This window comes from Alteromonas sp. ABH2_165 (genome assembly GCF_056159945.1).
The window spans coordinates 874,150-893,698 of the sequence record NZ_JBSWWF010000001.1 but is presented as its reverse complement, the minus strand read 5'-3'; the positions used below and the strand labels follow the sequence as shown (position 1 = coordinate 893,698).

Genomic DNA, 19,549 nt, shown 5'->3' with positions numbered 1-19,549 from the left:
CCATACTGCCAGATTTCGGCTTTAAAGATAGTCTTTATCAAATGAATTAACCCGAATGTCGCTCAGCGCGCATCTAGTTTGCAGCACTGGCGGCGCCGGTCATTCACAGAAACAGGCAAACATACCGCCACCTTAACAGAGAAAATGAAGGTGGACTTGCTACCAAGCGCGACAAAAATAAAAGACAATACAACCTTATCCAGAATTTTAGCGCCACTGACTTTACATTGGATCAGCCTTGTTGCTCTTCGCGGGGCGAAACAGTGTTTCCACATCCGGGCTCTGAGCCCGGCTAGGATAAAATTGAGGTTTAAGAGCAAACTGATGCGATTTTTCAAACGCATTCGCCGCGCTGAGCACAACTGCATCCTGCCAGGCGCTACTGATAAAGCTTAACCCCAACGGTAAGCCTTTTTCCGCTCCCATCGGCACACTTACGTGGGGATAGCCTGCAATAGCGGCCATATAGCCGATGCCAGTGAAACCTTTCGGCGCGTGGTCGCCGTATACAGCATCAATCAGAAATGCGGGATTATTCGAGGGGGCTACCAGAATATCAACCTCGTTATCTGCCAGCAGTTGATCAATGCCCTCTTTGCCGGTAGCGTTCTGAACAAACGCGACAGCTGATTGATAAGCCTCTCCACTTGCGCCATTCGTTTCCTCTGACTTAATGAAAATGCTCTGGTCAAACAGCTGCATCTCCCGGTCATCATTTTGGTTAAACGCGATCAATGCCTTAAGGGAACGAGCGGGTAACTGCGCTGGCGAGTCTGCCAGATACGCGTTTATCGTGGTTTTAAATTCTGAAAGCAGCACGTAATACGATTTATCCCAAAACTCATCTGGCATGGAGAATTCATTAATATCTATTAGCACGGCGCCCTGTGCTTTGAGGGTGTTTAATGCCTGTTCATAGGCCTCATTCACACCGTCGACGCGACTTGGTGAAAATCGCACCACGCCAATTCGCTTACCTTTTAGCTTGCCTTCTCGCTCCCCGTTGAGCGAAGAAAATTGGTTTAAGTTTACATTATGCTCCGCAGCAACCTTTTTGTCCGCCATGACCGATGCCATCAAGCCAGCATCGGCAACCGTGGCAGTAATAGGACCTGCCGTATCCTGGCTGGAAGATATAGGAACAATGTAAGTTTGCGAAATAAGTCCTACCGTGGGCTTATAGCCCACAACCCCATTGAAAGATGCCGGGCAAATAATAGAGCCATTCGTCTCAGTACCGACTGTTAATGAAGCAAGATTTGCAGCCATTGCCGCACCGGAACCTGAAGATGAGCCACATGGCGTACGAGCAAGGTTATGCGGGTTGCGGGTTAGACCACCTACTGCACTCCAACCGCTGATGGAATCTTCAGAGCGAAAATTGGCCCATTCAGATAAATTGGTTTTTCCTAGAATAATCGCACCCGCTTCGCGTAAACCGGCCACCAGCGGAGAATCCCGGCCAGTATCATTATTGATTAACGCCATCGCACCTGCCGTTGTCGGCATGTCTTTGGTTTCAATATTGTCTTTCAACAGAACGGGAACACCATGAAGTGGGCCAAGCGGCTTACCGCTTTTGACATCAAGATCACGTTGCGCGGCAACCTTCATGGCTTCACCGTTCAGGCTCAGGATACTGTTAATTCGAGGATCGAGTGAGTCAATACGATTCAGGTAAGCAAAGACCAGCTGCTGAGAGGTAAGCTTTCCCTCGGCAATGGCTTTTGCTTGCTCACTGGCGTTGGCTTCTAGCCAGTTCTTCGGGCTAGCATCAGTTTGTGACTGGGCTTGAGCTTGAGCAACGTAAACGAAACAACATAAAAGAAGTGCGGTGAAAAATTGCATTTTTCTGTCTTTATTTGAATTTAATTCAAATTTTTATCATCAAACAACAGAAGATGCTACTTCGCTTGCGCAATTATTGGAAAGAAGGCAAATCATAAGAAGAAGAGAAAATGGTGCGTCTACCCTGATTCGAACAGGGGACCTCTACCATGTCAAGGTAGCGCTCTAACCAACTGAGCTATAGACGCATTTTCTTAAGATGTTCACCGCGATTGCTGTGAACGGCGCGTATAATAACGATGCCGCCCAAGGGGTGCAAGTGATTTTTTGCTTTTATCCACCGGTTGCAGTCCATTCGTTTGATTTACAATCAACAGGTGGCGAATTGGTTAGCAGTGGCCGAAAAAACTATCGGCCACGACCACTTAAATCAATATTCCACTGACGCTTTAATAATCTCTTTGGTAAGGGGTTTCACTAAATGTTTTTCGAAACCGGCTTTTTTTGAGTCTTCCAGGTAACGGTCGGTACCCCATCCACTTTGAGAATAGAATTTCACCTGCGCCGCTTCAGGCTGGATCTTTAATACTTTGCATAATTCGTAGCCATCTATATCGGGCATGCCGATATCGAGGAATACGCAGTTGGGTTTGAACGATTTAAATAACGCCAGGGCATTTTTAGGGTCAGAAACGCCTTGCGCCTTGTAACCCATTGATTCTGCAAGCATGCAATAGGTATCAACCAGGTCGGCGTTATCGTCGACAAACATCACCCGAGTTTCAGCCGTTGCCGCATGATCATCCGATCCCATCGTAGTTTGATCAAAGGCGACACGTGAAATAGGCAAACGAATAAAGAATGAGCTCCCCTTTCCTGCCCCATCACTTTCAACACGAATATCACCGTGATGCAGCGCCACGAGTTTACTCACCAATGTTAGTCCAATGCCTAAGCCACCTTTTGTGTGGGTAGAATGAGCCTCAATTTGCGTAAACATATTAAATACATCAGCCAGGCGTTCCTGCGGAATTCCCATACCGTTGTCGGCAATTTCTACCACCACCAATGAGCCTTCACCGCGAACACTAATTGCAATGTTGCCACCTTCTTCAGTGTACTTGGCTGCGTTGTGAATAATGTTGGAGAATATTTGGCTAAGACGCGCCTTGTCGCCGTAAACCGTTACGTGCTCTGCAGGATATTCCACGTCAATATGATGGCCTTTCTGCTGAATGTGTTCATCCACCATTTCCAGCGATTGCGATATGACATCGTGAATAAGCAGTTTTTCGAATTCCAGCTTTACTTTGCCCTGAGTAATACGGGACACGTCCATGAGGTCGTTGACCAGTTTTGACATGTAAGCAGCCTGACGACCAATGATTGAAGTGACCCGTTTGCGTGTCGCCTCGTCATCCACGCTTTCAAGGATTGCAGCCCCCGATGTGATTGGCCCCAATGGATTGCGTAATTCGTGGGCTAGGGTGGCTAAAAACTCGTTGCGGTAACGGTCTTGACGTTCCAACTCCTGAATACTGATATGCATTTTTTCCTGCACATCGAGGGCATAAACCAGAAACATGCGGTTTAGTCGGTTTGCCGTTTCGATATCAGCACGATCAAAGGGACTGGCGTAACCCATAATGGCCCGTTCGTTCACAGCAAACGAAGTGCGTGGTTTTAAACGTTCATCTTTCGGGGCATCTTCAGATTTTTCGTTTTCCACACCGACCCAACGCTGATAACGCGTATTCTCCTTTCGGAACCAGGCCGTGAAATAGCGCTTTTTCTCGAAAAGCGGAATAATCATAATACCCGCGATACCATGCTCTTTGGCCTCTGGCCACGCTTCAAACAGATTGTCACAGGTAAAGGGGAAACCATCGCTGTGACTTGCCTTCAAAAAGATGGCTTTTACCAGGTCGACAGGTAGCACATCGCCCAGAGAAATGGTCTCGTATTGAGAGAAATAGATAAACCCGTCTGAATTCAAAGCATTGAGAAACGCTTGTTCACCACTTTTCACTACCCGCCCAATGGGATTGGAAGGACCAATTTTATCCAGCATTAGATCGACGGCTTTATCGGTCTCTTCTTTTTTCACACGAGCGATTTCCTCTTCTTTTGCCCGCAAATGCCAGCTGAACAACTGGCTCAGGTTTTCGCACTGCAGTCTTACATCCTGAGGAATGTAGCAAGGCTCTCGGTGATGACAAGAAATCAAGCCGTATAGTTCACCTTCCGTCACCAGGGAAATAGAAAATGACGCCCGCAAACCCTGATTACGGATGTATTGTAAATGAATAGGAGAAAAACGGCGCAACAGTGAACGCGACAAATCCAGAGGCTCTCTTCCCATCTCTTCCTGAGTGGGAATAAGCTTCGACGGCGGTAATTCAGTATCAGGCGTTAGGCGAACCCAATTAGTCTTATAGAGCTCTCGCGCCTGACTCGGAATGTCAGAAGCCGGAAAATAAAGCCCTTCATAGGATGAAATATCATCGGCTTTTGCTTCTGCGATCACTTTTCCGGAAAAGTCTTCGTTGAATTTGTATAAAACAACGCGGTCCATGCCTGTCAGATAACGGATGGTTGAGACCATTTCAGCGGCCATCTCGTTCAACGACGTCATTTCTTTGAAACGCGGTGCCACAGACATGGCATATAACTTTATAAATTGCTCAGCACTGTAGGTATCACGAAATTCTGTGGCCGGCTCGAATTCGACTACGTAATAGCCACTGCTATCATACACCACAGCAAGGTAATCTTCGTCCTGATGTGATGCAAGTATGTCACGATTAAGGCGCAATTTAATGGGCAGACGTATCTTGCTTTTAGAAACACGGTCGAAGGTTTCTTGCAGAAACTGCTTTTCATCGGTTTCAGAAGACAACAAGGTGAGAAACTCCCGGCCTATCACCTCTTCAGTAAATAACTCTCTTACATTTTCACTGATTATTTGGATGGTGAGGTCTGATTTGTCGAAAGCGAGCAAAAATCCGTAACTCTGAATATTTTCAGGAATGTGAATAGGCTCATCTTCACACTTCTGATAAGGGAAGGATTTCGGGTCGTAACTCATTAATTTTTTTACCTTATTATTCGCTCGATACTTTCTCACAGACCGAGGTTTGTCGTTTCAGATGCTAACCTATCACACAACCAATGAGACTGATAAACTTAACAAACTGTGATTCATTAAATGCGTTAAACGACATATATCAGAGACCATTTACTCCTGGTCAGTTTTAGCAATCAGAAACGCATGAAAAGCAGGTTGATGATTTTATCTACGGGTAGTATCGAGCGAAGATCAGCTTGAACCTGGTGCACCTTTTGCTCGGTTAATCAGTAGTCAATATCATCTAGCTTTGTCAGAGAATCCTCAAAAATGACCATTCCCGCATTCTTAAAGACCCAGGAAGCGATTACCCTCGGTATTATTCTCGCCGTGATCGTGACGCTGTTCATTGCAAAGCGCATCATATTGGTGCGTCTGAAGCAAAAAGCCCGGTCTGAGTCTAGCTCTATGGCTGGCATATATCGAATTTTGGTGCTGTCACTCGATGCCCCTCTCACCCTGTTTATCTTTCTGGTGATGGTAGTGCTTGGCAAATTTCTGCTGGAATGGTTGTCGATTATTAACGACCGCACAGAGTTGATTATCGAACATGTGGTGAAAGCAGGCGTCATTCTCACTTTTTTCCTGTTTTTCGAACGCTTTTTTACCTACTCCTTGCGCCGGTATCAGAATGAATCCACATTAGTTAAGAATACCAGCAGCATAGCCGGCGGAGCCATGCGGGCAATTCTAGCTAGCCTGGCCATCCTGGTAATACTGAGTACGATGGGTGTTTCTATAACGCCAATCATTGCGTCGTTAGGTATCACCTCTTTGGCCGTAGCCCTTGCACTTCAGCCCACCCTTGAGAATTTCTTTTCAGGTATACAACTTATTATCGATAAGCCGATTCGCGTAGGCGACTTTATCGAACTGGATTCCGGCGAACAGGGATTTGTGGAGAAAATTGGCTGGCGGTCAACGTGGGTCAGAATGCTACCAAACAACATTGTGATCATGCCCAACAGTAAGTTATCTAACTCTAAATTGATAAATTATTATTACCCTGAACGAGAATTGTCTGTGCCAATCGAGGTGGGGGTGCACTACTCGTCAGATTTAGAGCTGGTTGAAAAAGTGTGCCTGGAAGTGGCGGAATACACCTTGCACAACCATGAATACGGAGTACCGACCTACGAACCTTTCGTGCTGTTTCACACCTTCGATAATTCCAGCATTAACCTTACCGTCATGCTGAGAACGCGTGAGTATTTTAACCGCTTTTTTATAAAAAGTGCGTTTATGAAGATGCTGAAGCAGCGCTTTGATGAAGAAGGTATTGTGATTCCATTTCCAATCACGGCCATTAATGTGGATCAGGAAGATGCGGCAAACATATTGGCTTCCAGTAAAGCCAAAGCCGTAGTGCGGGCGCAGAAAAATTAACTGCGCCACACACATGAAGCCGCTTTAGCAGCTTGCAGAGCTACAAACTTGAGGCGTACGATTTTTCTGACGCATCATCATGTAGCTTAATCCCCACATGACAAAGCCACCAGCAAAAAGCAATGCTGAGGCATAGCCTGTTTCGTTAAACGTTGCACCGGAAGCCAACAGGCTGCCTCCCACCCATGGACCAATAGCATTAGCCGTATTAAATGCGCACTGCACGAGTGCACCAATCATAGCGTGGCCGGTAGGCGACACATCGAGTAGCATCGACTGAATAACCGCAGCCAGCCCCACGGAAGCCCCCAGACAAAACACGCTGAGGTATAACCAATAGATATCGTGGGCGGCAAACACGTACATAATAGAAATGCCCACACTACAAACCAACGCAATACCGGTGGTAGTAAGGGGAGATTTGTCAGCCATACGTCCACATACCCAATTCCCAATGGTGGTACCCAAACCAAACATCATCATAGCAATGGAAATGGTGACTTCTGGCGCTTCTGTTACATTCATAATGGTGTCGGCAAGGTAAGTGTAAATACAAAACACACCACCAAAACCAACAAAGATGATCCCTGAAATTGTCCACACCAGTTTATTTTTAAGTACGCCGAATTCTTCACCCAAACGTGTTGGCTGAGTAATGGGGCAACTGGGTACAACAAAGCGAATCAGGATTGCAGCGGCCAAAGCCAGTACAGCGACGATAGCCATGCAAACGCGCCAACTCATCGCTTGGCCAACCAACGTTGCCATAGGTACACCTACGATGGTAGCGATAGTCAGGCCCATAAACACCATCGACATGTAGCTCGCACGCTTGCCTTTTGGTGCCATATCTGACGCAATCAATAACGCCGTACCGAAATAGGCACCGTGCGGCAGGCCACTGAGCACACGATAAAACACCATTTCCGGTAACGACGTCGCAATAGCGCTCAACCCATTGGCAATGAACATCATCGAAGCAAATAAGATCAGCGCTGTTCGTCGGTTCGTTTTATTGGTGAGCAACATAAATAGCGGTGCACCAATTACAACGCCAATGGCGTAACCGCTGATCACATTACCCGCCATGGCAGGTGAAACATCAAAAGATGCTGCAATGAGTGGCAGCATCGACATTGAAGCAAATTCAGTTAGCCCAAGCGTAAACGTACCGAGCGCCATGATCATAATTGGCCAGAACGGAGACGCCGACGTTGTCCCGTGGTGAGTTGTCATAAATACCTTCTGTCAGGAAAAATAAAAGCAATGTAACAACTGTTAGTGATCACCAAACGTTGTCCGGTGGATAAACCAACAATCATCATTTTAGAAAACAGGGTGTAAGGTTTTTTGCTGCGGGAATCTGAAATGCGCAATCTTTGATTGCTCAGATTTGGCCGTCGATGTTATTAGAATTTCACCAATCCCTTGGTAGGACTAAATTATAACGCACTGGTGCTGGGTTTGAACAACGCTACTTATCACACGATTAAGGTGTTTCATCAGACTAAAAACGGCGTGATCAGAGAAATAAATATGGCTGTAACAAGCGCTTAATAATATATACAAATTATTGAATTTATCAGCGGCTTTGAAATAAGGTTTAATAGCAGGGTAATACCAATTTGCTCGACATCGGCCGAGTTGCAGTATCACTTTTTCCGGCTACAAAAGTGAGAATGATAGTCATTCTCTGCTTTAGTGGTTACACTAATAGAAAAATTAGAAAGACGTATGAGAAGAACACCAATATACTGGCTTTTAGTATTCGGACTACTTATGCCAGTATCTGCATTCGCCAATGAAGATATCGACGCTGTCATACAAAAGGTACGAGCGCCCTCTTACGATTGCCCCAACGATAACCTCTTTACTGAGCTTGAAGCCACGCTGACCCGGGAGTCATTGACGACGATTCAGCGAAATGCATTAATCAGTGCCAAAGGGCAATTTCTGATTTGTCGAGGTGACTTCGAATCCGCACTGTCACTGCTTGAGGATCTTGTGGACCAGCCGGACATCGATAAGGCTTCCTATACTTACGTGTCTGCGATAAACCAGATCGGGTTTATTTACGATGCTCAGGAAAACCCAACGCGCTGTCAATACTATCGCCAAGCCCGCTCCTTATCATCGCCAGAAAAACACAGTGATATTTATATGAGCTCATCGTTGGGCATGATCAGCTACTGTTCAGAGTCAGACGATGTTTCAGAGCGGTTAGGAAAAATGTTCAATATCCTTGAACGTTTTTATGAAGACGGTTCTCCCGCTGAACTCGCACATATACACAACTCCATCGGCTTACTTTACGGCGGACTCGGACAACACGGGTTGGCAGCAGAACAATTCCTCAAAGCCCATGACATGGGCGTGCAATTTTACGAAGGAAGTAATAAGTTAAGCATGCTGATCAGTGCCATTGTTTCTCTGCAAAGCAGTGGTCAGAACGAAGAGGCTTATCGACGCATTGAAGAATATGCGGCGTTAAATGCAACCATAAACACACCGCTCACCAACTATTTTTACTATAACTCGCTGGTGTATTATTACCGAAAAAACCGAGATTTTGAGAATCTTGAAAAAACCCTGCCTGATTTCAAAACAGCAGTCTCCGCCGTATCCAGCTCATTCGGCACGCTAATTTATAAATGGCATGAAGCCGAAATTTGCCTCCACAACGGTAACCTTGTCTGTCTTGTCGACTATGTTCAACAATTTAAAGACGAGAAAAATAAAATACCACCAAGGCTCGCGACTAATCTGGACTATCTCAGCTTTAATCTGGCAATTTACCTGGCGCTGGGTGATGTTGAGAAAGCACGCGTTGCCAACGATGTATTCGCCATGGAAGCTGAGCGCAAGCGCATTAAACAACAAGATTCAGCTCGGGTGCTGAGTGCCGCAAACCTGTATAACCGTATTTATGGTTTGGAAGCAGAAGTTGAAGCTGAACAGCAAGCGCGTCAGAGAATTCTGTGGGCACTTCTTGCTGTATTTATCATTACCGGCAGTCTCGCCACTTATTTCTTGCGTCGCAAGTTCCTTGCCGCTAAAGCCATCGATCCTGTTACGCAGCTGTTGAATGCGGAAATCGCGATTAATCGCATTGGCAAGCTCAGTGCACCAGACAAAGGTCGCGCAATAGGCATTGCCGTCTTTGATATCAGTAATTTCAGGGAAATAACCCGATATCTCGGCCCGAGTAAAACTAACAGCGTACTTAAAGCCATTGCTCGAACACTACAAAACAACATTCGTGGAAGCGACATTCTGGGCCGATTTGGCACCGAGCAATTTATTATGTGTCTGCATAATGTTGAGGAAAGTAGTGCGCGTCCCTACTTTGAACGCATGCGAACCGCCATAGCCCAAGCGTTGGAAGAAGGCGATACAACCGGCAGTATTAAAGTGGAGTCGACGGTGAGTATCTTTATTACCAATGAAAAAATAACGGGATTGCATGATATTCTTGATGACATGGCGGCATCAATTGGCCTAAATCACCGGTCAGAATAACTCTGGCCGGTTGATTCCCTACAGTTAACCTTAAATTGGGTACTTAGCCATCCAAACAAGCAAACGGCAGCGGTTTTATTACATCCATCACGCTGCCATCTTCTGTTACCTTCATAAAGTATTCCCCTAACCGATCTGTTTCACTTAGCACGATTTGCCAATATTTAATGCGGGTTTTGGCATCCATGGTATTGAAGTCTTTACGGTCAGGGATTTTCCCGTAAGGCAAAGACTGAACAAACTCAGCAGACGGCACTAGCATCACCACATTGTCGTAACTACTACGATGAGGTAATCGTCGTTTCAAATTTTTATCAAACCACCCTGGTACGGGTTTATCGAAGAAATGAGGATAAAGTACCAGGCCCTTGCGGGGGCCAAACGATAAGTCAAAATGGTAGTCCACAATGCCGCCGTCTCGATACACGCCTTCAGGCACGCCAACAATTTTTTCCACGCCTTCTAACACCAGTGGAATTGAACCAGACGCGAGTAAGGCATCTTTCACATTAACAAACTGCAATTCGCTACGTTCAGTATTCAACTGATAAGGATCATGAATAGTGAGTTCGCTGCCCGGCGCTGAAAAGACATGACGGGTGTAAAACATATTCAGATTTTTTCGCCGTACCGCGTTTGTCGCGGCACTCATCAATAATCCGTTAAGCTGCGTATAACGGCCACGGCTTGCCATGGCTTTATGGCAACGTACGGCAAAGATGTGTGCTTTGAATCGTTCATTGCTGATGATTTCATAAGCCCCTTGTTTGCCTACAACATGGTGAAGCAATTCGCGGGCTTTGGTCGTGATTTCATTGGCAGTGGGCTTTTTGGAATAAACTGTAGTGGAATAGTGTTCTGCCAGTCGATTAATGGCCGCCAGCGGATCGTTTTGTACCGCACAAGCTGCACGAAACGCGCCTGCGGAAGAACCAATTACTTGCACCTGTCCGCCACGGGTATCGAACCATTCTGGAAACAATACCCTGTCGAGACCCGCAAGCACGAACCACTTCGGCCCCCCCGAGGCGCCGAGAAAATAATTAAACAGCAGAGGATAAAAGCCGTTTTCCTTAAGCGTTGCCAGCGCGCCTGGGCCAGCATAAATATTCAATGGCGCGGTCAACGTGATTTCCTTATTTCCGTTATATTTTTCTTATACTGACTTTATCAGCCATCATCGGGATTGTCATTGCCTTGGCGTTATTAACTCTCTGAATAAAGGGCAAAATAGGCACCAGACGGATCGCTCACGTACACGAACCGAGCGGTTCCATGTTCACGCACATCACAGAGCAGTCTGCCGCCCTGCTCCACCACTTGATTCACAGAAGCATCGAAATTTCGGGTCGTAAAATAAGGTAACCAACCCGCGGGAACATTTGCGTTTGCCCCCTTTCGGTGACAAATGCCCCCCATGACTTTGCCTTCACTGTCTTTAACGATGAAATCATTGTATTCCCCCATGGAAAGTGCTTCTTTTTGCCAGCCCAACACGGCAACATAAAAATCGCTCACGGCAACAGCATCGTCTACGGTTAAATCACGCCAATCGGAAGTGGAATCACTCATTTTCTGCTCCAGAGATAAAATGAAGAGTCAAGACGAACAGCTTAAAGAATTTCGCTTTTTTTTCACATTTTTTTTCGCACAGCGGTAGACACAGATTGTGGAAAATGCTTGGAAATTCGTAACAGTTATCCACTGAACATGTTTTAACCACCTTTTTTTAACGCTTAAAATCATGCGGTTACAAATTCCACACACACTACTCAACAAACTTATCCACAGATAAAGTGGATAACACGTGGAAGTTATTCAACGATAGTGATTTAATGAGTTTCTCTCAAAAACTGAATTTTAAGCGATGATCAAACAAACGCTTGCCGTGATTAAAAATGAATTTACCATTCATGCCTTTGACCCTCACTCTGCGATTCCTGCATCCGTTCTGAACAGCGACTATTATTTTATTGGTAAAACGGAAGACACGCTCTCTGTTGTAGTGCCCTCTTCGGTTAAGCTGATGTCTCTTGAATCAGATGAAGGCTGGCGCGCCCTTGAACTGCTTGGCCCATTGGAGTTGTCTATGGTGGGTATTATGGCAAACCTGGGAACTGTTCTGGCCAATGCAAAAGTGAGTATGTTCATTGTTTCTACTTTCGATACGGATTTTTTCCTGGTGAAAGCAGATAAACTCAACGACGCTGTTACCGCACTTAGTGAAGACGGTTACACCATTATCGAGCAGTAACGCAATATGACTCACGCATTTTCGACAACCGCCCCCCAACAATATCAACGGCAGTTTGTTGTAAACTCACCGGTAAATGGCAGCCGCATTGACCTGAGCGCCCTTGACCTTCCTTTGCATGAGGCTGGCATGTGGGGCGCAACAATGGCCTTTAGATATAGCGGACATACCGTATTTGCGCCAACAGATTGCTTAATCGAATCCATACCAGAGAGCGGTTATGACCTTAAGGTAAAAACCAGCTACGGACTCAAACTGTGGATTAACCTGCTACCACACCCTCACCACTTGATGGGAGAAAAATGCGAGCGTTTAGTAAAACGGGGCCAGAAAGTAAAAGCAGGTACACCACTGATGCACTTTCAGCCACAATGGTTGAAACAGCAGGGTTTTGAGCCTACTGGAGTACTCTGTGTTCTCAATGGCGATAAGTGCAAAGCCGTGGTCGCCACCCATCTTCAACAATTTATCGCTGTAGAAGATCCGTTAATCCACATTTACATTTAGTCCGTCTCAATCTGATAATCTTTAATAGCACTTCATACGTTATTCACGTAAACATGCTATAAACTTTCAAAAACACGTCGTCTATAAAGGGTTTAACGTGAAAAATTTCGTGTGTGAATGCGGCAATACGCTGTACTTTGCTAATTCAGAATGCCTGGCCTGTCACCGCCCGCTTGGTTTTATCAGCCAGGAAATGACCCTGACCGCTTGCGAGATAGACGAAAACGGCCATTGGGTAAGTTGCCTCAATGGTAAGCATTACCGTCCTTGCAGTAACTACAGTAGCAACAATGTCTGTAACTGGCTTATCCCTATAGATGACGAGTCGACGTATTGCGAGTCTTGTCGATTAACGGAAACTATTCCCGATCTGTCGAAGCCCGACAATTTGTCGCTATGGTTCAGCATGGAGCAAGCTAAACGTCGTTTGCTCTACACATTACGGAAATTAGGTTTGGATAATTGGGAACAAACCAGTACCAATGCCAATGATCTCAAGTTTCGTTTCTTAGAAGACGTTACTGAAGATGAATATGGTGAAGAGCTCACCGTGAAATCCACGGTAATTACCGGCCACTGTAACGGTGTAATTACGTTGAATTTGAAAGAAGCGGAAGACGAATCTCGTTTAAGAATGCGCGATGAACTTAACGAACGCTACCGCACGCTTATCGGTCATTTCAGGCATGAGTCAGGTCACTATTACTGGGATACATTAATCCGCGATACCCGTCACCTAGACCGATACCGAGAATTATTCGGCGATGAACGACTTAACTACACCGACGCCATGCAAACCTATTATGCCAATGGCCCAGTTCAAAACTGGCAGGCCACGTTTATCAGTGCATACGCCAGCATGCATCCCTGGGAAGATTGGGCTGAAACCTGGGCGCACTATTTACATATTGTGGATACGCTGGAAACCGCATCGGAATATGGCGTGAGTATTCTACAAAATCAGCTTAGCAACCCGCTGGCGGAAAGTTACCGGCGTAGTGCCGAAACGGATTTTCAAAAAATATTTGAAGATTGGTGCAGGTTAACTACCGTACTAAATGCGTTGAATAGAAGCATGGGCCAGGATGATGCCTATCCCTTTGTTATTCCCATGCCCTGTCTGCAAAAGCTTATCTTTATTCACGATCTGCTTCACGATCGTTTGTAAGCAAAGCCCTATAGTTTAAACAAATACAGCACCTTTCGGTGCCGTATTTGTTTATTCTTTATTCTTTTCCCACTCAAATCGGGGTAAACGATTAAACGCCCGTTTGAGGCCTTCCGTCCAATGCTTCTGCAGCGACTTGTACATGGTGCTATTCATGGTAAACGTTTGATGATAAGGATCTTCAATCATGTTCGCCGTATGAATCGCCAGTTCAATGGGCGGCCCCACCGAAATATTACTCCGGATAGTCGAATCTAATGACACCATGGCACAGCGTGCTGCATCTTCCAGAGAAGTGGCACCCGAAATAATGCGATCAAGAATCGGCTTGCCATATTTATTTTCACCAATCTGTAGGTACGGGGTGTCATCAGAGGCAGAAATATAATTACCCTGAGGGTAAATAAGAAAAATCTCCGGTGACTGACCCGCAATTTGCCCGCCAATGATAAAGTTTGACTCGTTACTACTTCCTGAACGCTCCATGGCTTCAGCGTGCTGCTTTTGTTCGGCCTGGCTGAGTTTACCTACGTATTCCGCCAATTCATGTAAATGTTTACCCGAACGCAGGTTGAATTTCGCAGCCGGGTTTTCCAAATCCCTTTTTATGGCATTGACGACGGCCTGAGAGGTAGCAAGACTGCCCGACGTCAGCAGCACAATACTGCGATCGCCTTCCCAGTTGAACCGCCACATTTTGCTGTAGGTAGCAATGTAGTCCACACCCGCGTTAGTCCGTGAATCTGAAGCAAATACCAGCCCTTTATTCACTTTTATAGCAACACAATAAGTCACAACTCACCTTTCGTAACAGTAGAAAAACAAGGATTTAACTCCGCTGCCAAGCATGCATCCACACGCGTTTGAACGCAATCAAAAACTGTACTAAACGTTATTATTAGCGATTGATTTTTGGTCAAAAAGCGAGTTAGATAAGTATTATTGGATTCTTGTAATAAAACTGAAGGAATAGCCCATGGCAATCAGATGGGGAAACTATGCTACGGGCCCATTTTATGACGAGCTGATCAAGGGCAGAAATAAGCCAAGAGAAGCAGCGGTAGATTTGTGCTCATACCTCAGGGGATTATCCGACAAAGATATCGAAGAGTACCGGGTGGCGGCCAACACAGCCATTCACGTGATGGGCATTACATTCACCGTGTACACCGAAGAAGAAGGCTCCATCGACAGAGCCTGGCCTTTCGATATCATCCCTCGCATTATTGACAAGAAAGAATGGCAACAAATTGAGCTTGGCCTGAAACAACGGGTAAAAGCGCTCAACATGTTCATCGACGATTTGTATAACGAGCAGCGGATTTTGGGTGCTGGTATTGTGCCTGAAGACATTCTCATTAATTCCAAAAACTTCCTGCCGGAGTGTCTGGGCGTAAAACCCAAACACGGCGTATGGGCGCATATTTGTGGCTCTGACTTAGTGCGCGATCAGCATGGTACGGTTTACGTGCTGGAAGACAACCTGCGGGTGCCTTCAGGTGTGTCTTACATGCTGGAAAATCGTCATGTAATGAAGCGCGTTTTTCCGGACATGTTTGAGAAATACAACATTCTTCCGGTCGATGACTACCCTTCAGAACTTTATGACATGCTTTGTCAGTTATCGCCCCGTGATGTGGCGCAACCAGAGATTGTGGTGCTCACACCGGGTATCTATAACTCTGCCTATTTTGAACACGCTTATCTGGCGCAACAAATGGGTGCAGAGTTGGTTGTGGGAAGCGATCTCGTGGTAGATGACGATGACATTGTGTATATGCGCACCGTCGAAGGGTTATCACGGGTCGACGTTATTTATCGTCGCATCGATGACGCCTTCCTCGACCCGGAAGTATTTCGAGAAGATTCCATGTTAGGTGTGCCCGGCCTAATGCGTGCCTGGAAAGCCGGAAATGTTGGCCTAGCGAATGCCCCTGGTGCCGGCGTGGCCGACGACAAAGTGGTGTATGCCTTCGTGCCAGATATTATTCGCTTCTATCTGAATGAAGAACCGCTGCTGCAAAATGTGCCTACCTACAAGTGCATCAATAAAGATGAGCGGGATTATGTCATTGAACACATTGATGAAATGGTAGTAAAGCCCGCTAACGAATCCGGTGGCTACGGCATGTTGATTGGCCCACACGCCACCAAAGCAGAGCGTGAAAAATTTGTACGTCTGATACGCCGTGATCCGCGTAACTACGTGGCTCAGCCTATGTTGCTGCTATCCACAGCGCCGACATTGATTGGCAATAAAGCCGAAGCACGCCACCTCGACCTACGCCCCTTTATTTTATCTGGAGATGATATTTCTGTGACCACCGGAGGACTGACCCGGGTTGCCATGCGAAAAGGCTCTACCGTTGTCAACTCGTCTCAAGGTGGTGGCAGCAAAGACACCTGGATTGTTGACATGGAGGGCGAATAGATGTTGTCCCGTGTAGCAAATCACATTTACTGGATGGCCCGTTATCTTGAGCGCGCCGAAAATACAGCTCGCCTCATACAAGTAAATACACACCTACTGTTAGATTTACCTCGCAGCGTGCCGCTTGGCTGGGAACCTATCGTGGATATGTTATCAATCCGCGAAAACTTCTACGCCAACTATGAATCAGCTGATGAAAAAAGCGTTATTCGTTTTATGGTGACCGACCCGAGCAATCCGGGATCTATTATTAATTCACTGGCTGCCGCTCGTGAAAATGCCCGCATTGTGCGTGAAATTATTCCTTCTGAAGCCTGGGAGGAAATAAACAACATTCACTTGCAAGCCAAAGCCGATGGCCAAAGCGTGCTTACCCGCCGTCACCGCTTTAATTGTCTTAATAAAATAATTAAAGGTAACCAAACCATTACCGGTCTGGTGGGCGGCACAATGAACCGTGATGACGCTTATGCCTTTCTGCGCTTGGGCAGACACCTGGAACGCTGCGACATGACCTCCCGTATCATTGATGTGCGCTCAGCATCCTTGCTACCTCAAATGGCTGACGAACACCCGGCTTTTGAGAATATTCAGTGGATTGGCGTGCTTAAATCACTGTCGGCCTATCAAATGTACCGCCAGGAAATGCGTTTACGGGTAAACCGTACCGACGTGCTGGAATTTTTACTCAAGCGCCATTCCTTTCCGCGAAGTATTTGCCATTCTGTCCATCAGATAAAAAAATGTCTGGAAGAACTACCACAGTCTAATGCTGTCTGTGACCAGTTTGAGCAGCTCTCTACTATCGTAGAAAAACTCGATATCCATACGTTGACCCAAGAGTCTCTGCATCATGTCATTGATGAAATACAAGCGGGTTTGATGGACATTCATCTGGCAGTAAATAAAGCGTACTTCTAGATAACGTTGTAAGCTGCGGCTCCCCAAGTAATTCGGGAGCCGTAAATATCTTCTACACTCCGCCCATCAATCCAACCATTCTACGTTGCGTAGTTGCACCCTTGCTTGCAGTTAATTAGACTGACCGCCATTCTCCCTTCGATGTTGAACTACTATGACCAAGCTATTCGGTATCAGCAATTGCGATACGATTAAAAAAGCCAAAAAGTGGCTGGAACAGAATGATATTTCCTTTACCTTCCACGATTACCGTAAAGATGGCCTGGAAGGAAGCTGGCTGGCAGAAACTGAAGCCGCCCTTGGTTGGGAAAGCCTGCTGAATAAGCGAGGCACCACCTTCAGGCAGCTAACAGACGAACAGAAAAACAACCTGAATAAAGACAATGCGCTAGGATTGATGCTGGAATACCCAGCCATGATCAAGCGTCCTGTGCTTATTCATAACGGCAATTATTTTTTAGGCTTCAAGCCTTCACAATATGAGGAGATATTTGCCTGATGAGCCTGGTCATTGATGTCGCAAAAAATCTGATAAATCGTCGTTCCGTTACCCCTGAAGATGCCGGGTGTCAGGAATACATGAAAGCCTGGCTGGACGAGTCTGGCTTTAGCCACGAAGACATGGTGTTTGAAGATACCACTAACCTGTGGTCTCGCCGTGGTTCAGACGGTCCATTATTGTGCTTTGCCGGCCACACTGACGTGGTGCCCAGTGGCCCAGAAGATGCCTGGCAGACTCCCCCCTTTGTTGCCACCGAGAAAGACGGTTATCTGCACGGCCGCGGCGCTGCCGATATGAAAGGCAGCCTGGCAGCCATGATGGTAGCAACCCGCCGCTTCGTTGCCGACTACCCCGATCATAAAGGCAGTATTGCTTATCTCATCACCAGTGATGAAGAAGGTCCGTTTATTAACGGGACTACCCGGGTTATCGACACCCTGGAAGCCCGTAACGAAAAAATCACCTGGTGTATTGTGGGCGAACCATCGTCGACTACCGAAGTGGGCGACGTGGTAAAAAACGGCCGTCGTGGTTCATTAACCGGCGATTTAACGGTGAAAGGTATTCAGGGCCACGTGGCTTATCCGCACCTTGCCAAAAATCCGGTGCATGACGCCGCCCCAGCGTTAGCAGAATTGAGCCAGTCTCATTGGGACAACGGCAATGATTTCTTTCCGCCCACCAGCTTTCAGATCTCCAACATTAACGCTGGCACCGGTGCCGGTAACGTGATCCCTGGCTCTTGCAAGGTGTGCTTTAACTTCCGTTTTTCTACCGAAGTGACTGATCAGCAACTCATTGAGCGCGTGACCACCATTCTGGACAAGCACAATCTTGATTATGACATCGACTGGACTTTCAACGGTCAGCCGTTTCTTACCGACTCTGGTGCGTTGGTAGAGGCCACTCAGGCGGCCATTTCGTCGGTAACCGGTCGCGAAACAGAGCTTTCCACGGCAGGTGGCACTTCGGATGGTCGTTTTATCGCACCTACCGGTGCACAAGTTGTCGAACTTGGACCGGTAAACGCAACAATCCATAAAATCGATGAATGCGTATCTATGAAAGACTTAGAAACGTTAACAGAGATCTATTACGCGATGATGGTGCGTTTATTAGCATGAGTATAAATTCTGCGTGGCTCGGCATCGACAATCCGTTTCTTACCCCGGTGGATGACAAATTTGTTATTCACCAGGATGTTGCCGCGCCCTGGCGGGCCATGCAACAAGCGGCAAAAGATGACGGTATTGATTGTCAGTTAGTGAGCAGCCACCGGGACTTTTATCGGCAGTTAGCGATATGGAATCGCAAGTGGCGTGGTGAGGCAACGCTGTACGATGCCAGTGGTGTTGCCCTTGATTTTGCAGCCCTTGATGATAACCAAAAAATTGATGCCATCCTCACCTGGTCTGCCCTGCCTGGCGGCAGTCGCCATCATTGGGGTACAGATATTGATGTGTTCGACCGTAAATCGGTGCAGCACTGGGGGCAAAATTTTGAATTAGTCGATGCAGAATACCGCGAAAAAGGTCCGTGCTTTGAACTAGCCTGCTGGCTGGAAAAACACCTCACCGTTTTTGGCTTTCACCGCCCGTTTCTGGAAAATAAAGGCGGCGTAGCTGTTGAGCTATGGCATCTGAGCTATACCGAAACAGCGGTGCAGTTTGAACAGCAGCGCAGTGTGGACTCATTGCGTTCAGCCCTTGAAAAAGCTGACATGGAAGGCAAGGATGCGGTACTGAATCGTATTGATGAATTGTTCGAACGTTACGTGCTAAATGAGGGAATAAAATGAGTACAACCTGGCTGATTGTCATTATCGTACTGGTTATCGGCTTTATTGCAGGCAATATCCTACTACTGCGATCATCGAAGAAATTCAACGTACCGAAAGATTTTACGCCCCGTAAATGGAATGATGAAGACGACAAGTAAAATCGTCT

Annotated in this window: 17 protein-coding genes and 1 tRNA gene; 11 read left to right on the top strand and 7 right to left on the bottom strand. The window is 46.5% G+C overall.

What is annotated here, in order from left to right; all coding sequences use genetic code 11:
- Positions 1-222: 222 nt before the first annotated feature.
- From ACXAFQ_RS03955 to ACXAFQ_RS03945, 3 genes are all read right to left on the bottom strand, one after another.
- Positions 223-1,848, bottom strand: coding sequence for an amidase (locus ACXAFQ_RS03955; protein ID WP_474818253.1), 1,626 nt, complete (start codon positions 1,846-1,848; stop codon positions 223-225).
- 111 nt (positions 1,849-1,959) lie between these two features.
- Positions 1,960-2,036, bottom strand: a tRNA-Val gene (locus ACXAFQ_RS03950).
- 182 nt (positions 2,037-2,218) lie between these two features.
- Complete coding sequence (locus ACXAFQ_RS03945) at positions 2,219-4,876, bottom strand: ATP-binding protein (protein ID WP_474818252.1); 2,658 nt, start codon at positions 4,874-4,876, stop codon at positions 2,219-2,221.
- Between the two features lie 309 nt (positions 4,877-5,185).
- Between ACXAFQ_RS03945 and ACXAFQ_RS03940 the strand changes: the two genes are divergently transcribed.
- Entirely contained in the window at positions 5,186-6,301 is a 1,116-nt protein-coding gene (locus tag ACXAFQ_RS03940; RefSeq protein ID WP_474818251.1) for a mechanosensitive ion channel family protein, read from the top strand.
- Positions 6,302-6,325: 24 nt separating this feature from the next.
- Here the strand turns inward: ACXAFQ_RS03940 and ACXAFQ_RS03935 are convergent, their stop codons facing one another.
- Positions 6,326-7,537 (bottom strand): MFS transporter, encoded by a 1,212-nt coding sequence (locus tag ACXAFQ_RS03935; protein ID WP_474818249.1) that lies wholly within the window; start codon positions 7,535-7,537, stop codon positions 6,326-6,328.
- Positions 7,538-8,080: 543 nt separating this feature from the next.
- Between ACXAFQ_RS03935 and ACXAFQ_RS03930 the strand changes: the two genes are divergently transcribed.
- Entirely contained in the window at positions 8,081-9,820 is a 1,740-nt protein-coding gene (locus tag ACXAFQ_RS03930; protein WP_474818247.1) for a GGDEF domain-containing protein, read from the top strand.
- A 43-nt stretch (positions 9,821-9,863) separates the two neighbouring features.
- On the opposite strand, the gene ACXAFQ_RS03925 is transcribed toward ACXAFQ_RS03930, so the two are convergent.
- The gene (locus tag ACXAFQ_RS03925; RefSeq protein WP_474818246.1) at positions 9,864-10,946 is read right to left on the bottom strand and encodes a patatin-like phospholipase family protein; all 1,083 of its coding nucleotides are present in this window, start codon (positions 10,944-10,946) and stop codon (positions 9,864-9,866) included.
- 80 nt (positions 10,947-11,026) lie between these two features.
- Positions 11,027-11,392, bottom strand: coding sequence for a VOC family protein (locus ACXAFQ_RS03920; RefSeq protein ID WP_474818245.1), 366 nt, complete (start codon positions 11,390-11,392; stop codon positions 11,027-11,029).
- A gap of 295 nt (positions 11,393-11,687) precedes the next feature.
- Here ACXAFQ_RS03920 and ACXAFQ_RS03915 point away from each other — a divergent pair, with 295 nt between their 5' ends.
- From ACXAFQ_RS03915 to ACXAFQ_RS03905, 3 genes are all read left to right on the top strand, one after another.
- Complete coding sequence (locus ACXAFQ_RS03915) at positions 11,688-12,074, top strand: ACT domain-containing protein (RefSeq protein WP_474818244.1); 387 nt, start codon at positions 11,688-11,690, stop codon at positions 12,072-12,074.
- A 6-nt stretch (positions 12,075-12,080) separates the two neighbouring features.
- A complete protein-coding gene (locus ACXAFQ_RS03910) occupies positions 12,081-12,581 on the top strand; it encodes a PTS glucose transporter subunit IIA (RefSeq protein WP_474818243.1) in 501 nt (166 codons plus the stop codon).
- Positions 12,582-12,678: 97 nt separating this feature from the next.
- The gene (locus ACXAFQ_RS03905) at positions 12,679-13,749 is read left to right on the top strand and encodes a zinc-binding metallopeptidase family protein (RefSeq protein WP_474818242.1); all 1,071 of its coding nucleotides are present in this window, start codon (positions 12,679-12,681) and stop codon (positions 13,747-13,749) included.
- Between the two features lie 51 nt (positions 13,750-13,800).
- Here the strand turns inward: ACXAFQ_RS03905 and ACXAFQ_RS03900 are convergent, their stop codons facing one another.
- Positions 13,801-14,544, bottom strand: coding sequence for a proteasome-type protease (locus tag ACXAFQ_RS03900; protein WP_474818241.1), 744 nt, complete (start codon positions 14,542-14,544; stop codon positions 13,801-13,803).
- A gap of 181 nt (positions 14,545-14,725) precedes the next feature.
- On the opposite strand from ACXAFQ_RS03900, the gene ACXAFQ_RS03895 reads away from it, so the two are divergent.
- The 6 genes from ACXAFQ_RS03895 to ACXAFQ_RS03870 all read left to right on the top strand — a co-directional run bounded on the left by ACXAFQ_RS03895 (position 14,726) and on the right by ACXAFQ_RS03870 (position 19,541).
- The gene (locus tag ACXAFQ_RS03895; protein ID WP_474818240.1) at positions 14,726-16,180 is read left to right on the top strand and encodes a circularly permuted type 2 ATP-grasp protein; all 1,455 of its coding nucleotides are present in this window, start codon (positions 14,726-14,728) and stop codon (positions 16,178-16,180) included.
- Entirely contained in the window at positions 16,181-17,101 is a 921-nt protein-coding gene (locus ACXAFQ_RS03890; RefSeq protein ID WP_474818239.1) for an alpha-E domain-containing protein, read from the top strand. It begins immediately after the preceding gene.
- 154 nt (positions 17,102-17,255) lie between these two features.
- A complete protein-coding gene (locus ACXAFQ_RS03885) occupies positions 17,256-17,600 on the top strand; it encodes an ArsC family reductase (RefSeq protein WP_474818238.1) in 345 nt (114 codons plus the stop codon).
- Positions 17,600-18,727: a succinyl-diaminopimelate desuccinylase gene (gene dapE, locus ACXAFQ_RS03880; RefSeq protein ID WP_474818237.1), complete on the top strand. Its 1,128-nt coding sequence runs from the start codon at positions 17,600-17,602 to the stop codon at positions 18,725-18,727. Before ACXAFQ_RS03885 ends, dapE begins: the two co-directional genes overlap by 1 nt.
- On the top strand, positions 18,724-19,401 hold the full coding sequence (locus tag ACXAFQ_RS03875; protein ID WP_474818236.1) for a M15 family metallopeptidase: 678 nt from the start codon (positions 18,724-18,726) through the stop codon (positions 19,399-19,401). Before dapE ends, ACXAFQ_RS03875 begins: the two co-directional genes overlap by 4 nt.
- Positions 19,398-19,541 carry a DUF2897 family protein gene (locus ACXAFQ_RS03870; RefSeq protein WP_474818235.1) on the top strand — a complete coding sequence of 48 codons (144 nt, stop codon included), beginning with the start codon at positions 19,398-19,400 and terminating at the stop codon, positions 19,539-19,541. Before ACXAFQ_RS03875 ends, ACXAFQ_RS03870 begins: the two co-directional genes overlap by 4 nt.
- Positions 19,542-19,549 lie beyond the last annotated feature (8 nt).

Bases quoted from the DNA above. Each gene is read 5' to 3' on its own strand.
- ACXAFQ_RS03955 (WP_474818253.1), bottom strand. From the start codon at position 1,848: ATGCAATTTTTCACCGCACTTCTTTTATGTTGTTTCGTTTACGTTGCT.
- ACXAFQ_RS03945 (WP_474818252.1), bottom strand. From the start codon at position 4,876: ATGAGTTACGACCCGAAATCCTTCCCTTATCAGAAGTGTGAAGATGAG.
- ACXAFQ_RS03940 (WP_474818251.1), top strand. From the start codon at position 5,186: ATGACCATTCCCGCATTCTTAAAGACCCAGGAAGCGATTACCCTCGGT.
- ACXAFQ_RS03935 (WP_474818249.1), bottom strand. From the start codon at position 7,537: ATGACAACTCACCACGGGACAACGTCGGCGTCTCCGTTCTGGCCAATT.
- ACXAFQ_RS03930 (WP_474818247.1), top strand. From the start codon at position 8,081: ATGCCAGTATCTGCATTCGCCAATGAAGATATCGACGCTGTCATACAA.
- ACXAFQ_RS03920 (WP_474818245.1), bottom strand. From the start codon at position 11,392: ATGAGTGATTCCACTTCCGATTGGCGTGATTTAACCGTAGACGATGCT.
- ACXAFQ_RS03915 (WP_474818244.1), top strand. From the start codon at position 11,688: ATGATCAAACAAACGCTTGCCGTGATTAAAAATGAATTTACCATTCAT.
- ACXAFQ_RS03910 (WP_474818243.1), top strand. From the start codon at position 12,081: ATGACTCACGCATTTTCGACAACCGCCCCCCAACAATATCAACGGCAG.
- ACXAFQ_RS03895 (WP_474818240.1), top strand. From the start codon at position 14,726: ATGGCAATCAGATGGGGAAACTATGCTACGGGCCCATTTTATGACGAG.
- ACXAFQ_RS03890 (WP_474818239.1), top strand. From the start codon at position 16,181: ATGTTGTCCCGTGTAGCAAATCACATTTACTGGATGGCCCGTTATCTT.
- ACXAFQ_RS03885 (WP_474818238.1), top strand. From the start codon at position 17,256: ATGACCAAGCTATTCGGTATCAGCAATTGCGATACGATTAAAAAAGCC.
- dapE (WP_474818237.1), top strand. From the start codon at position 17,600: ATGAGCCTGGTCATTGATGTCGCAAAAAATCTGATAAATCGTCGTTCC.
- ACXAFQ_RS03875 (WP_474818236.1), top strand. From the start codon at position 18,724: ATGAGTATAAATTCTGCGTGGCTCGGCATCGACAATCCGTTTCTTACC.
- ACXAFQ_RS03870 (WP_474818235.1), top strand. From the start codon at position 19,398: ATGAGTACAACCTGGCTGATTGTCATTATCGTACTGGTTATCGGCTTT.